This is a genomic window from Candidatus Korarchaeota archaeon NZ13-K (assembly GCA_003344655.1).
GTDB lineage: Archaea > Korarchaeota > Korarchaeia > Korarchaeales > Korarchaeaceae > Korarchaeum.
The window spans coordinates 24,690-37,779 of the sequence record MAIU01000001.1 but is presented as its reverse complement, the minus strand read 5'-3'; the positions used below and the strand labels follow the sequence as shown (position 1 = coordinate 37,779).

Below are 13,090 nucleotides of genomic sequence, written 5' to 3'. Positions count from 1 at the left end.
TAAATTAATTTAATCCGATCCCTGGGAGGTTCTGTCGATGATACTGAAGGAACCAGGGGCCTACATGAGGGCCGAGATATACGAACAGCCGGAAGTCGTCGAGAGAACCTTAAGGGAATCCCTGGGAGACGTTAGAAGGGCTTTAGATTACCTTAGCACCTCCTTCATCTACGTCACAGGCAGCGGATCCAGCTTTCACGCCTCCCTCGTGCTCAGTAGGGCTCTGATGAGGATAGCGGGCATCAGATCTACTGCCATACAGGCCTCGGAGCTTCCCGAGTGGATCCCTCATGATGTCCGCGACTCCGCCCTCATAGCCCTCTCCCAGAGCGGGGAGAGCAAGGATGTCCTAATCGCCGTGGAGACTTTCAGAAGGATCTCATCGGGATCTCCCGTCATAGCGATAACTAACACACCAAAAAGCACTCTTCATGAGATCTCTGACGCATCGATATTGACGAGAGCAGGGGAGGAGAGGGCTATAGCTGCCACGAAGACTTACACAACCCAGTTGGCAGCCTCCTTCCTTCTAGCGACGGAGCTGGCTGATGCGAGGGGAAGAGACGTTAGGGAATTGAGGGACGAACTGATAAGAGTGCCAAATTTAATGAGGGATATGCTAGCTTATGTCATGTTTTTTGTGAAAGCATGGGCTGATCGTTTGAAGGACAGGGAGTTTGGCTTCATCTTGGGGAGGGGTCCCAACTACCCGACGGCGCTCGAGTCGGCCCTCAAATTGAGGGAGACCGCCAACCTTCACTACGTCGGCTACTCCGCGAGGGAGTTCCTACATGGTCCCATTCAGCTAGTGGCCGAGGGAACTCCGGTCATACTGATAGGGGGATCCGGCTTGGAGGATGTTATCCAGAGGATAAGAGCCTTAGGAGGAGAGTTGATAAGGGTGGATCCAGGAGGCGAGGTGCCAATCGCTGAGGTGAGCTACGAACTCTCTCCGATAGTGGCTGTGGTCCCCATGCAGCTCCTCTCCCTAGAGGTATCCCTTTTAAGGGGGCTGGACCCGGATAAGCCCGAGAAACTCACGAAGGTGGTGAAGTGAATGAGGCTCCTCTTGATGGAGTTGGATAACGTGCTTTACAACTCGAAGCTCCTGAAGGCCATAGCTAGGGAATGGGCGATAACTGCGATGAGAGAGGCCGGTCTACCCGTGGATCATGAGAGGGCGCTTGGAGCACTTATGGAGGTCGTTAGGGAGAAGGGGGAGGACTATCCGTTCCACTTCGATGAGATGATGGAGAGGCTGGGACTCAGGAAGGATCACAGGGTCATAGCAGCTGGGGTTATAGCGTATCATGATGTCAAGAGAGCCTTCCTGAGACCCCTGCCTGGGGTCATGGAGATCATAGTCAGCGCGAGGGACAGGGGGTTCAGAGTTGGCGTCATATCACGCGGCAATCCCGTCAAGGAGTGGGAGAAGGTGCTCAGGCTGGGGATCCATCACGCGGTGCATCACATATGGGTGGGGAAGGAGATCTCACTAGAAGATGTTTTTTCAGCCGGATACAGGCCTGAGGAGATGATATTTGTCGTTTGGAGCGCCGAGAACTATGAGGCTGCGAGGAGGTCTCGCGTCAAGTATCTGGTCAGGTTGATGGACAACAAGATAGAGGTGCTCGAGGAGGGAGAGCTCACGAGGGAGGATGAAACTTGGAGATTGAGAGAAATTGTGGAAAACCTTTTAGAAAGGCTATAGTGGGGGGAACCTTCGACAGACTCCACAAGGGTCATAGGGAGCTTCTCAGCCTGGCCTGCAGCATCGCCCGGAGCCTCATCATCGGGTTGGCGGATGGCCCCTTGATAGAGCGCAAGCCCCTGGCTGACAAGGTGTTACCCTTCGAGGAGAGGGAGAGGGCGCTCAGGGAGTTCCTAGAGCGCGAGGGAGTCCCCTACGAAATTGTTAAAATTTTTGACCCTGTAGGCCCAGCGGAGAGCGCGGAGGAAGCGGACGTCATAGTGGTATCGACCGAGAGCTACGAGGGGGCCCTACTTGTTAACGAGAGAAGGAGGATGAGGGGATTGAGGGAGCTTAAAATAGTGGTGCTTCCCCTATTGCTCGCTGAGGACGGGAAGCCAATCTCATCGAGCAGGATAAGGAGAGGGGAGATAGATCCTGAGGGGAGGCTTCTCACTCCAATCCGTTAAATTTTTCAATTGGCATATGGCCTCTCATGGGGGTGCTGCTGATTGTCAAGAGGAGAGCTGCGCCTGATGACGGGTTATGATGCCCTAGTTGAGGGCTCCATCATGGCCGGATGTCGCTTCTTCGCCGGTTATCCAATAACCCCTTCAACGGAGATCGCCGAGAGGATGTCGAATCGGTTGCCCAAGGTCGGAGGGATATTCATACAGATGGAGGATGAGCTGGCCTCGATAATTGCGATAATAGGGGCCTCATGGGCTGGCCTGAAGTCGATGACCGCCACGAGCGGACCCGGGTTCTCTTTGATGCAGGAGGGATTGGGATACGCTGTGATAACGGAAACGCCAATAGTGGTCGTGAACGTCATGAGAGGAGGTCCATCAACAGGCCTGGTGACCCTGCCATCGCAAGGGGACGTCATGCAGGCCAGATGGGGGAGTCACGGGGATTATGCGATAATAGCTTTGGCCCCTTGGAGCTCCCAGGAGATGTTCGATCTCGCCATAAGAGCCTTTAACCTATCCGAGATTTACAGGAACCCCGTGATCATACTATCGGATGAGGTGATCGCCCACATAAGGGAGCCCATAAGGATACCACCTCCGGAGGAGATAGAGATCGTGGAGAGGAGGAGGCCCTCAGTGCCGCCCACGGACTTCATCCCTTACCTGCCCGAGCCCGGTGAGTGGGTGAGCCCGATGCCAGCTTTAGGGGACGGATATAACGTGATAGTTGAGAGCGTCATGCATGATGAGTTCGGTCACAGGATAGGCATGGGGCAACCGATAGCTGAGAGGAAGATAAAGAGGATCTATTACAAGATAGAGAGGAACGTCGATAAAATAGCTATGCATGAGGAGAGGGAGCTGGACGATGCGGACATCGCGGTAGTGACCTATGGATCCGCAGCCAGATCCTCCCTCAGAGCCATCAAAGACGCTAGAGGCTTGGGAATCAAGGTTGGAATGCTCAGGTTGATAACGCTGTGGCCCTTCCATGATAAGCTGATAGAGGATCTCTCAGAGAGGGTGAAGGCGATTGTGGTTCCCGAGATGAACATGGGCAAGATCGTGAGGGAGGTCGAGAGGGCCTCCAAGGGGAGGTGTGAGGTCATATCCGTTCCCAAGGTGGGAGGGGTCCTCCACAACCCGGATGAGATATTATCAGCTATAAAGCTCGCAGCGAGGTGATCTCAATGATCCAGGAGGAGGGATTCGAGCATATATTGGCTAAAAAGTACATGAGAACTGAGCTAATGCCTCACGCCTTCTGCTCGGGCTGCGGCATAGGCATAGTGGAGAGGATGATCCTCATGGCCTTCGAGGAACTTGGAGAGGAGGAGTGGAGAAAGACCGTGTTCGTGAGCGGCATAGGGTGCTCCGGATGGACGCCCCTCTACTTCAGGAGTGATGTTGCGCACACCCTACATGGTAGGGCCCTGCCCTTCGCGACAGCCGTAAAGTTAGCCAGACCTGAGCTCAACGTAGTAGTCATAATGGGAGATGGTGATTCCATGGCCATAGGGGGAAATCACCTGATCCATGCCGCGAGGAGGAACATCGGCCTGACGGTGATAGTGATCACTAACATGGTCTATTCCCTGACCGGCGGCCAGGTGGCCCCCACCACGCCGGAGGGCGCGATCACCCAGACTTCCCCCTACGGAAACATAGAGCCCAACTTCAACCTGATGGAGCTGATGAAAGCTGCCGGAGCAACTTACTTAGCTAGATGGACCACATATCACGTGATGCAGGCTAAGAACAGCATAAAGAAGGCTATCAAGCATAAGGGGTTCTCACTGATCGAGATAATATCCCAATGTCCCACGTTCATGGGCAGGTACGTGCTGGGCAAGTCGGATCCTAGGGAGATCATGCAGTGGTTCAAGGAGAACTCGGTGCCCATCGGAGTCGCGAGTTCGAAGAGCCCCGAGGAGCTCAGGGGAAAGATAATCGTGGGGGAGTTTTTACATAGGCCGGAGGTCATGGAGTACACGGAAAGGCTCAAGATCCTGAGGGAAAAGATCAGGAGGTGATCGCATGTCCGCAGTCAAGGTGAAGCAGATAGCCGTGAGCGATAAGCTTTGCAAGGGGTGCTACCTCTGCATATGGGCCTGTCCCTGGGGGGTTCTTGAGATAAAGGAGGAGAGGAACTGGAGGGGGATAAGGAAGCCCTATGCCGCCAAGATAGAGCAGTGCAGAGCCTGCAGATTGTGCGAAATATATTGCCCAGACTTCGCCATACAGGTCATAGTGGACGATGATGAGGAGAGGAGGATCCTCGAGGTTGAGGAGAAGTACGAGAGAATATGGTTCGATAGGCTGAGGAAGAGGGATGAGATAATAGCTAGGGGTGTGTGGTGGCTATGAGGATAGAGGTCATCATATCGGGTTTCGGTGGCCAAGGGGTTGTCGTGGCTGGTGCCGTGCTCACGCAGGCGGCGGTCCTAGGAAACTACTACGCCTCATCAACTTACACGTACGGGCCCGAAGCTAGGCTGGGGTCCACCAGATCGGAAGTTGTCATCTCCGACGAGGAGGTGGACTACCCGAAGGTCCTGAACCCCGATTACTGGATAGTGATGAATCAGCACTCACTCAACACGCTGGCCCCGAGATATCAGTTTGGGAAGACTGTTGTGATAGCTGACTCAACTATGATAAGATTCTTTGATCCAATAGAAAATAAAGTAAAGATACTTTACAAAGTCCCGGCCACGGATGAGGCTGAGAAGCTCGGGGACAGGCTCGTCACTAACATGCTGATGCTTGGCATCTTCTCCGCCATCTCCGGGATCGTATCACCAGAAAATCTGAAGGAGGCAATAAAAAGCACAGTAAGGCCGCAATTCTTCGAAATAAACTCCAAAGCAGTTGAGAGAGGGTTCGAGATAGCGAGGCTCTTGATGAGGCAATAGTTTAATTCTCGAGGGGCCATCATTTTTTGGGCTATGATGAGTGTTCGGCAAGAGGGCTTTAGTGGCCCTTAAGAGGGTCAGCTGAGCCCGGGAGGATAGTTTGCTACCACTGAAGGATGAGAACTCAAGTCGCGTTAGGCCCCTCGTGAATTACTCCATAATAGCGACCAACATTGCGATATTCCTCATTGAGATATCGGATCCTAGGGTGATGCGATTCCTGATAAATGACTACGGATTCATCCCCTCCCTCCTGGTCGAGGAGCCCCTGATCAATGCGCACAGGATGATCACGTCGATGTTCCTCCATGGAGGGTGGATCCACTTACTAGGCAACATGCTCTACCTATTCATATTCGGGGATAACGTGGAGGCCGCCTTCGGACATCTAAATTACATCTCCTTCTACCTCCTCTCCGGAGCATTCGCCAACATGATCCATGCGATGGTATCGAAGCTCACGGGCATGCCCATGGACGTCCCCGCCATAGGGGCTTCCGGAGCGATAAGCGGAGTTCTAGGGGCTTACCTGCTGCTCTATCCAAGGGCCAGGGTGATCACGCTGATATTCACCTGGTACCTAGCTACGCTTAGACCCATCTCAGCTAAGTACTTCATAGGATTTTGGTTCGTGCTCCAGCTAATTCCCGGGCTCCTGCTCGGGGAGGCCACGGGTGTGGCTTACTGGGCGCACATAGGAGGTTTCCTAGTGGGCATGGTTTTAGCCCTCCCTTACAGGGGCAGGGTCGGTCACCTGAGGAGGGACCTTCTTGGAGGACTTGGAGATTCTGGCTGAGGAGCTGGCGGAGGTCATGAGACTGGCCTACATCAAGGGGCTGACTACCGGTGGAGGAGGGAACGCAAGCCTCAGGGTGGCCCAGGGTCTCCTCATAACGCCCTCCGGTAAGTTCAAGGGGAGGCTCAGGGGAGAGGACATCCTGATGATAAGCGAGGAGGGTGAGGTGATAAGGGGTGAGGGCACTCCCAGCACCGAATGGAGGATGCACGTCATGATATACAAGGTCAGAGAGGACGTCAGATCTGTTCTGCATTGCCACCATCCCTTGGCCATAGCCTACTCCATCAAGGGAGCGCCGCTAAGCAATCTTAGGAATCTCATGACCGAGGAGTCCATCAAACTGCTCAGGGAAGTGAGAGTTGTTCCCTGGAGGCCCTTCGGAACATGGGAGCTGGCATCCTTGGTCAGCGATGCCTTAAGAGGGTCCAATGCGGTGCTGATCGAGAGACATGGTGCTGTAGTTGTGGCTGAGAATCACTGGAAGGCTCTGGCTGCGATGGAATCCCTTATCGAGACGTTAGCGGTATCCCTGATAAGTGGCATCCTAGAGTGAGTGGATCAGGGTCTCCAAGGCCTCCCTATTCCGACGTAAGCTCTTCCGGTGGGGACCTCGTCCACCTCCAGCACGTCCCTGCCATCCACTATCACCTTGACATCCTTGCCCATCGAGAGGAGCTCACTCAAGCTCATCCTGTAAACACTATGATCCGTAGCTATCACGACCACTCCAGCCCCTGAGATCGCCTGTTCCAGATCCTTGGTTAGGGTCACGCCCATGGAGGAGAGCTTCTCATCCTCCTCTATGAAGGGATCGTGAACCTTTATGTCCCTGAGGCCCATGGAGAGGAGCTCCTTAACCAGCTCGTAGGTGGGTGAGAGCCTGGGGTCCCCTATGTCTCCCCTGAAGGAAAGCCCCAAAACAGCTACCTTGGGATCCCTCAGACCCATCCTAGAGATCCCCTCCCTCACGAGCTCCGCTACCCTTCGGGGCATCTGCTCGTTTATCATCCTACTGATTGAAGGGAGCCTCAGGTCCACTCCCATCGATCTGGCCTTCCACAGGAGGAATCTAGGGTATATGGGGATGCATAATCCCCCTACTCCGGTCCCCGGCCTATGAAGGTTCGAATAGGGCTGGCTGTTCGCTGCCCTGGCCACCTCCTCATAGTCTATCCCGAGCTCCCTGCAAAGCATGGCCAGTTCGTTCGCCAAGGCTATGTTGACGTCCCTGTAAACCCCCTCCGCCAGCTTCTCGAATTCCGCAACGATGTCACTGGACACCCTTATCACCCCCCTCTTGGCCACAGCAGAGTAGAGGGCCGATGCCACCTCAGCGCTCCTCTCATCCACACCACCGATCACCTTAGGGTAGGACTCTACTATGTCCCTCAGGGCCCTGCCCTCGGATATCCTCTCAGGACTGTAGGCTAGACCGAAGTCCCTGCCGGCGGATAAACCGCTTCCCTCCTCGAGTATGGGTCTCAAGAAGAACCTCGTCGTTCCGGGAGGGACGCTGCTCTCCAATATCACTAGATCCCCTCTCTTGAGACCTGAGGCTATGGATTCAGCAGCTGACCTTATCGCCGATAGATCCGGCTCCCCATCCTCATTTAGGAGGGAAGGTACCGCTATTATCTTAACGTCTGATTCAGCTGAAGCTAGCTTCCCATCCGTGGTAGCGGAGAGCCTTCCCTCCCTCTTAGCCCTTCTGAAGACATCTGTGAGGCATGGCTCGTTCACGGGAGACTCTCCTCCATCCAAGGTCCTCACCTTCGACTCGTCCAGATCAACACCTATCCCCCTGGCGCCGGCCAGCAACCAGGCAGCCAATATGGAGGCACCAACGTGCCCTACGCCGTAGACGGAGACCGTTATCTTGCCATTGCGCAGATCTCTCCTCAGTTGGGAGGGGCTTAGATCCATTACTGGCATGGTCACTCCTCCCGAATCCCAGGTTAAACGTGTTATTTCAAAAATCGGAATTTGGGATGGGAGATAAAAATTATAGGGTGGTAAGGGGCCTCCGCCCAGGTGAGGAAAAATAAGGAGGGATGAGCTTAAGGCCTCACTCGAACCATACATCAGGAGAGCAGACTCAGTCCTATTGAGGATCCTGGAGGAGAACTCCGGGAATCCCTTCGCGGAACCGTTGATCGAGTTCACAAGGGGAGGTAAGCGGATAAGACCGGCCTTACTCCTAGTGGTCAACGAGGCGGCAGGCGGAGGGGGCGATCCCGAGCCGGCTGCGGCTGCGGTGGAGCTGATACATCTGGCCTCGCTGATACACGACGATGTGATAGATGGCAGCAGCTTAAGGAGGGGACTTCCCTCGTTCCACGTTAAGCATGGGACTGAGATGGCTATACTGGTGGCCGATTTCATACTCTCCCTGGTCTTGGAGATAGCCAATGGCTACGAAGACAGGAGGGTGGGGAAGATTATATCCGAGACCACCAAGCTCATGTCAATAGGGGAGATGATGGAGGTGGCCCTCCTCAGGAGGGGGGTTCCCATAAGCTTGGATGACTACCTGAGGGTGCTGGAATACAAGACAGCCTCCCTCTTCCGGGCCGCATCATCGTTGGGAGCATTGATAGCCGAGAAGGAGGAGGTTATAGAGAGCATGGGATCTTACGGCCTCTATCTGGGACTGGCTTATCAGATAAAGGATGATCTAATCGATTGGGGTGAGAGAGGCGAGCTCACCCGCCTCCTCGCTGGGGAAGAGATTCGGAATCACCTCTCAGGCCTAGCGATGAGCTTCGCCGAGAGAGCCATAACCATGCTCGGGCGGATCCCCGACTCCCCGCAGAAGGAGATACTCGAGGGACTGGTCAGGTACTCCGTCGAGAGGGAGGAATGAGCAGATCTCAGGGAAATTATCATTAAAAAATTTTCGATTTCGGTTCAGATATAAGAGAATATTCCAATTATCAGGAATATGTTCGTCACGATCCAGGTGAGCAGAGAGGCTGCCGCGGCCCTGCTCCTCGTCATCCCATAGCCCCTCGTGTAGCATGCCAGAAGCACCATTAAGAACCAGACGGAGATCACGAGCTGCAGAAGGGAATCTTGCAGGAACACTTCCCATGGGATATTTGTCTTAAATCCGGATGGACCCATCTGAGGTCCTATCTCTATTTTCCACTCCACCTCTGGCATGGAGAGTCCTATAAGGGCCAGGAGTACCCCGTATGTCATTGACGGAAGCGCCCTTAAGCCGGCCACCATGATACCGGAGGAGAAGCCACCCTTACCCGCCAGGGACCTAGCTATCAAGAATATCGCGAGGCCGGAGATGAGGCTCGTTAGGAACTCCCCTACGAGGGAGTTGAGGAATATCATAAGGGGATTCCTGACGCTGAACTCTATCATGCTTTTCACCAGCTCTCGGGCTCCCTCGGGAATCTCTCCTGAGAACCTCACATCTATGATCAGCCTGTTCATGACGGACCAGCTACCGATCGCGGTGAATATTGAGCCCAACAATGTGGCAAGGAACCAGTATCTCAGCTTGGGGGAAGATACGATCGCTAGGAAGATCCTGTTGGATAGCTTCAGGGGCTGCATGATATAGTCCCTGAACGAATAAGGGTGTTCCTCAGCAGGCGTGGTCTCCTCTATCTCGAATCCCATTGGATCCCCTGAGGAAGGGATTTCGGTCCAATAAAAAGTTTCCAGGTGGCTCTTGATGGTGCTCCCTGCCGATGGCGTGGGCGAAAACGTTTAATTCTCCATGATGGTTCCGACTGTGGGGGGCGATGATAGGGACGAACATCAACGAAAGATCGGGATGTAGTTCCCAGCTCACACTGAGCCCCCCTGAAACATTTATATAATCTGTGATGGGTCAAGCCAGCGGGTGGCGGGGTAGCTCAGCCTGGTTTGAGCGCCGGACTCATAGGCATAGGGCCACGGCGCCGCTGGGACATCCGGAGGTCCCGGGTTCAAATCCCGGCCCCGCCACATGACATGAAATCATTATATTTATTGTGATACCCGCGTGGGTGATTGGGTTCAACACGATGCTTCAGGCAGCTTCACAAAATCTCCTCGGGCTATCCGTGCTGGCCGCGGCCCTGCTGATATCTTCGCTCAAACCTCAGAAGAAGGCTTTGGTATTCATAGTGGCCCTAGCGTTCGTGACCAGCATATATTCGGTTAATCTGGAGGAATTTTTCACAGAGAAGCTTAACGTCCTTAAGGTTGTTGTGGCAATCTTCGGCCTGGAGGTCCTCTCGGCGCTCCTGAAGAAGGGGAGATTCTTCGAGCTCTCCTCCCGGAAGATCCTCAGGAAGATCAGGTCCCCCACCACGATTTTCATAGTTCTGAACATCCTGACAGCGCTGCTCTCGGCTTTGCTGAACAATACCCTAGTCCTGTCCTACATGATGCTGACTGCTGCGAGCCTGACTGCCTGCATTCCCGAGTTCGATCCGGTGGAATTGATGATCTCCTTGGTGATCTCCTCGAACCTGGGCTCCATGGCCACCCTCATAGGGGACGTGTCCAACGTGATAGTCAGCGTCAATGCGGGAATAGGCTTCTTGGATTTCATGACGGTCGCAGCGCCCATCTCAATAATATCCACGCTGACCTCGCTATCGATCCTCCTGCTCAGGCTGGTGAGGAGGGGACGCCCCAGCTGCGTCCTAGAGGTGGGAATGGAGCCGGACTCACGGGAGGAGCACGATAAATCCTACCTCATCTTCGGGCTGTTCTCTATGACCCTCATGTTAACCTTGCTACCCCTCTCCAGGAGACTGGGAACGGATGAGAGCTTGGCCTTAGGCGTAACCGCGATATTCCTGCTATTCTTAGGCGGGGAGAGGATATCTAAAGTCTTCATGGATGTCGATTGGGCTTCTATCGTTTACTTGGGTAGCCTACTCCTAGTGACTGAGATTATAAGTGATTTTGGGGGATTCAGGATCCTGCTCGAATGGGTTAGCGGCATGGACACTAGGCTGAACGTATACCTTGCGTCGATAGGGCTCTCCACACTCATAGACGATGCGGAGGCCGTGGCGATACTCTACCCCACTCTACGGGAGCTCAACGCCAGCAGGGGGACGTGGTGGGCCCTCATAATCGGGACAACGATAGGATCCGCGCTCACCCCCTGGGGATCCATAGCTAACTTGATCGCTTTAAGGACGATCAGGGAGAGGTACAACATCAGGATCAGTCCCGCCAAGTTCCTCTACATCACCACCCTAGCTGTGAGTCCCGTGATACCGCTAGCATACGGCATCCTCTCGATACTGGGTGATGAATGATGAAAAGACACTTAGCGGTCCCATTTTTCTTAATCACCCTCCTGATCATGTATTTCCCGATTAAAATTTACACGGGACTTGATAACAAGCAGATTCAGGCAATCCTCGTGTTTATAGCTCTCTTCTTCATGCTGGCATTTGAGTACAGGCACAGGACGGTGCTCTCCCTAGCGAGCCTGGCCGTTATCTGGTACCTAGGTATATTGAGCAGCGAGGACATGGTGCGCTACCTGGACTTCGACGTCCTGGGACTCCTCTTCGGGATGATGGTGATAGTTGAGTCCCTCAGGGAGGCCGGTTTCCTCTCAATAATATCGCGAGTCTTGATCTCACTGAGGATGAAGAGGTTCTACCAGCTGATCGTAGTCCTATCCCTCCTCACGTTCTTCCTCTCGGCTCTCTTACCCAATGCGACTTTGATCTTGGTCATCGTCCCGATAGCCATGGAGATATGTGAGACCCTGAGATTGAATCCCATACCCGCTCTTATCACGCTGGCTGTCTCATCGAACATCGGCGGTCTAGCCACCCCGGTGGGGGATCCACCTAACATCATGATATCCTCTCACCTGGGGACTCACTTCAGCCAGTTCGTTCGTAACGCGCTGCCACCTGCCTTGCTGAATTACCTGATCTCCCTGGGCGTCATAGCCATCATGTTCAGGGAGCACTTAGGAATGCGAATAGAGAGCGCCGCCTCTGTAGATGCTGGTCCCATCGTCAAAAACAGTAGGTTGCTGCTCGCTGGTATTCCCACGTTGATCACCGTGATCCTACTCTTCTTCCTTGAGGACCTCACGGGGATCAAGCCTTCATCTGCAGCGCTTTACGGCGCGGTGTTCCTGCTGATGGTAGGGGGAGATTCCATGGCCGTGATCCTCAGGGAGGTGAACTGGGACCTTTTGATATTCTTGGGAAGCATCTTGGTGTTCTCTGGAGCTCTGGAGAGGGTGGGAGTTCTTCACATACTGACTCAAACGATCTTCTCGTTCACTCATGATAATGAGGTCCTTCTGATCACACTGATCACCTGGATATCCTCGCTCGCATCTGCTTTCGTCGACAACATACCATACACGGCGATCATGATACCAGCTCTAGACGAGCTCGTTGGCCTGACCGGCTCCGAAATCCTCTGGTGGGTCTTGGTGATCTCGGTCGGTCTGGGAGGGATAGCCACACCCATAGCCTCAGTCCCCTCTTTGGTCGCGTACTCCGTCCTGAGGGAGAGGTACGGGTTCAGGTTCTCGGAGTTCATGAGGGTCGGATTCATCATACTAGCCGTACTAGCCTCATTCACAAACATTTACTATGTGCTGCTCTCCCTAGTGTCCTGATCCACGCTTGGTATGACCTCCAAGCCCCTGCTCCTGGCCCTCTCAGCCAGGTAGCGGTCAAATGTAACTATTGGGACTCGCTCCCTCTCAGCCTGCTGGAGGATGAGCTCATCCTCGAACTCCAGCGGATCCTCCACCATCACGGACTCCATCAATTCCTCCAGCTGATTGTGAGATATCTTCACCCTCGGATTCGATAGAAGGAACATTAAAAGGCCCTTCCTTGATTTCTCATTTAAGTTAGCTCCTCTGGAAAACCAGAAAAGCTCCACTATGACTATGAAGGGTACTATCCATTCCTTCAAGGAGCGAAGTATCTTCCTGGCCTCCTTGTGATACTTTGAATCCTCGAAGTAAGCGTATATTATCACATTAGTGTCTATCACAGCCCTCCTGATCCTCAAAGGGTGGCGCCCCTCCTTACCGCCTGATTCACATCCTCGGGCGTCATGTCGAGCCCTAACCTAGAGGAGGAGGGGAACTTCAGGGGCGATAGCACCAGCTTCTCCCCCTTTACTTCTAACAGGTAAATCCCGTCCTTAAGTATCTTCCCTTGAACCCTCCCTCCTCTCAAGATAACTACCCTCATTCCTTCAC

The 13,090-nt window shown here is 53.8% G+C and carries 16 protein-coding genes and 1 tRNA gene; 13 read left to right on the top strand and 4 right to left on the bottom strand.

Annotated elements, in window-relative coordinates:
* The first annotated feature begins 37 nt into the window (after nucleotides 1-37).
* The 9 genes from BA066_00235 (at nucleotide 38) to BA066_00195 (ending at nucleotide 6,430) form a co-directional block, all read left to right on the top strand.
* The gene (locus BA066_00235) at nucleotides 38-1,057 is read left to right on the top strand and encodes an SIS domain-containing protein (protein ID RDD54213.1); all 1,020 of its coding nucleotides are present in this window, start codon (nucleotides 38-40) and stop codon (nucleotides 1,055-1,057) included.
* A complete protein-coding gene (locus BA066_00230; protein RDD54212.1) occupies nucleotides 1,058-1,711 on the top strand; it encodes a hypothetical protein in 654 nt (217 codons plus the stop codon).
* Nucleotides 1,666-2,160, top strand: a complete 495-nt coding sequence (locus tag BA066_00225; GenBank protein RDD54211.1) for a pantetheine-phosphate adenylyltransferase — start codon at nucleotides 1,666-1,668, stop codon at nucleotides 2,158-2,160. Before BA066_00230 ends, BA066_00225 begins: the two co-directional genes overlap by 46 nt.
* A 66-nt stretch (nucleotides 2,161-2,226) precedes the next feature.
* Nucleotides 2,227-3,348: a 2-oxoacid:acceptor oxidoreductase subunit alpha gene (locus BA066_00220; GenBank protein ID RDD54286.1), complete on the top strand. Its 1,122-nt coding sequence runs from the start codon at nucleotides 2,227-2,229 to the stop codon at nucleotides 3,346-3,348.
* Nucleotides 3,349-3,353: 5 nt separating this feature from the next.
* On the top strand, nucleotides 3,354-4,196 hold the full coding sequence (locus BA066_00215; GenBank protein ID RDD54285.1) for a 2-oxoacid:ferredoxin oxidoreductase subunit beta: 843 nt from the start codon (nucleotides 3,354-3,356) through the stop codon (nucleotides 4,194-4,196).
* A 4-nt stretch (nucleotides 4,197-4,200) separates the two neighbouring features.
* Nucleotides 4,201-4,530 carry a 4Fe-4S dicluster domain-containing protein gene (locus BA066_00210; protein RDD54210.1) on the top strand — a complete coding sequence of 110 codons (330 nt, stop codon included), beginning with the start codon at nucleotides 4,201-4,203 and terminating at the stop codon, nucleotides 4,528-4,530.
* Nucleotides 4,527-5,078, top strand: a complete 552-nt coding sequence (locus tag BA066_00205; GenBank protein RDD54209.1) for a 2-oxoacid:ferredoxin oxidoreductase subunit gamma — start codon at nucleotides 4,527-4,529, stop codon at nucleotides 5,076-5,078. Before BA066_00210 ends, BA066_00205 begins: the two co-directional genes overlap by 4 nt.
* Before the next feature lie 100 nt (nucleotides 5,079-5,178).
* Nucleotides 5,179-5,874, top strand: coding sequence for a rhomboid family intramembrane serine protease (locus BA066_00200; protein ID RDD54208.1), 696 nt, complete (start codon nucleotides 5,179-5,181; stop codon nucleotides 5,872-5,874).
* On the top strand, nucleotides 5,849-6,430 hold the full coding sequence (locus tag BA066_00195; GenBank protein ID RDD54207.1) for a class II aldolase/adducin family protein: 582 nt from the start codon (nucleotides 5,849-5,851) through the stop codon (nucleotides 6,428-6,430). The genes BA066_00200 and BA066_00195 overlap by 26 nt, the downstream gene beginning before the upstream one ends.
* A 5-nt stretch (nucleotides 6,431-6,435) precedes the next feature.
* Here the strand turns inward: BA066_00195 and BA066_00190 are convergent, their stop codons facing one another.
* Nucleotides 6,436-7,800, bottom strand: coding sequence for a nucleotide sugar dehydrogenase (locus BA066_00190; protein ID RDD54206.1), 1,365 nt, complete (start codon nucleotides 7,798-7,800; stop codon nucleotides 6,436-6,438).
* 118 nt (nucleotides 7,801-7,918) lie between these two features.
* Here BA066_00190 and BA066_00185 point away from each other — a divergent pair, with 118 nt between their 5' ends.
* Nucleotides 7,919-8,740: a polyprenyl synthetase family protein gene (locus BA066_00185; protein RDD54205.1), complete on the top strand. Its 822-nt coding sequence runs from the start codon at nucleotides 7,919-7,921 to the stop codon at nucleotides 8,738-8,740.
* Nucleotides 8,741-8,784: 44 nt separating this feature from the next.
* On the opposite strand, the gene BA066_00180 is transcribed toward BA066_00185, so the two are convergent.
* Nucleotides 8,785-9,513: a hypothetical protein gene (locus BA066_00180; protein RDD54204.1), complete on the bottom strand. Its 729-nt coding sequence runs from the start codon at nucleotides 9,511-9,513 to the stop codon at nucleotides 8,785-8,787.
* 228 nt (nucleotides 9,514-9,741) lie between these two features.
* On the opposite strand from BA066_00180, the gene BA066_00175 reads away from it, so the two are divergent.
* The 3 genes from BA066_00175 (at nucleotide 9,742) to BA066_00165 (ending at nucleotide 12,493) form a co-directional block, all read left to right on the top strand.
* Nucleotides 9,742-9,843, top strand: a tRNA-Met gene (locus tag BA066_00175).
* Nucleotides 9,844-9,902: 59 nt separating this feature from the next.
* On the top strand, nucleotides 9,903-11,156 hold the full coding sequence (locus BA066_00170; GenBank protein RDD54203.1) for a hypothetical protein: 1,254 nt from the start codon (nucleotides 9,903-9,905) through the stop codon (nucleotides 11,154-11,156).
* Nucleotides 11,153-12,493 carry a hypothetical protein gene (locus tag BA066_00165; protein RDD54202.1) on the top strand — a complete coding sequence of 447 codons (1,341 nt, stop codon included), beginning with the start codon at nucleotides 11,153-11,155 and terminating at the stop codon, nucleotides 12,491-12,493. Before BA066_00170 ends, BA066_00165 begins: the two co-directional genes overlap by 4 nt.
* On the opposite strand, the gene BA066_00160 is transcribed toward BA066_00165, so the two are convergent.
* A complete protein-coding gene (locus tag BA066_00160) occupies nucleotides 12,466-12,897 on the bottom strand; it encodes a type II toxin-antitoxin system VapC family toxin (GenBank protein ID RDD54201.1) in 432 nt (143 codons plus the stop codon). The genes BA066_00165 and BA066_00160 overlap by 28 nt on opposite strands.
* Nucleotides 12,894-13,082: a hypothetical protein gene (locus BA066_00155; protein RDD54200.1), complete on the bottom strand. Its 189-nt coding sequence runs from the start codon at nucleotides 13,080-13,082 to the stop codon at nucleotides 12,894-12,896. The genes BA066_00160 and BA066_00155 overlap by 4 nt, the downstream gene beginning before the upstream one ends.
* Between the last annotated feature and the right edge of the window lie 8 nt (nucleotides 13,083-13,090).

Bases quoted from the DNA above. Each gene is read 5' to 3' on its own strand.
- BA066_00235 (RDD54213.1), top strand. From the start codon at position 38: ATGATACTGAAGGAACCAGGGGCCTACATGAGGGCCGAGATATACGAA.
- BA066_00230 (RDD54212.1), top strand. From the start codon at position 1,058: ATGAGGCTCCTCTTGATGGAGTTGGATAACGTGCTTTACAACTCGAAG.
- BA066_00220 (RDD54286.1), top strand. From the start codon at position 2,227: ATGACGGGTTATGATGCCCTAGTTGAGGGCTCCATCATGGCCGGATGT.
- BA066_00215 (RDD54285.1), top strand. From the start codon at position 3,354: ATGATCCAGGAGGAGGGATTCGAGCATATATTGGCTAAAAAGTACATG.
- BA066_00210 (RDD54210.1), top strand. From the start codon at position 4,201: ATGTCCGCAGTCAAGGTGAAGCAGATAGCCGTGAGCGATAAGCTTTGC.
- BA066_00205 (RDD54209.1), top strand. From the start codon at position 4,527: ATGAGGATAGAGGTCATCATATCGGGTTTCGGTGGCCAAGGGGTTGTC.
- BA066_00190 (RDD54206.1), bottom strand. From the start codon at position 7,800: ATGGATCTAAGCCCCTCCCAACTGAGGAGAGATCTGCGCAATGGCAAG.
- BA066_00180 (RDD54204.1), bottom strand. From the start codon at position 9,513: ATGGGATTCGAGATAGAGGAGACCACGCCTGCTGAGGAACACCCTTAT.
- BA066_00170 (RDD54203.1), top strand. From the start codon at position 9,903: ATGCTTCAGGCAGCTTCACAAAATCTCCTCGGGCTATCCGTGCTGGCC.
- BA066_00165 (RDD54202.1), top strand. From the start codon at position 11,153: ATGATGAAAAGACACTTAGCGGTCCCATTTTTCTTAATCACCCTCCTG.
- BA066_00155 (RDD54200.1), bottom strand. From the start codon at position 13,082: ATGAGGGTAGTTATCTTGAGAGGAGGGAGGGTTCAAGGGAAGATACTT.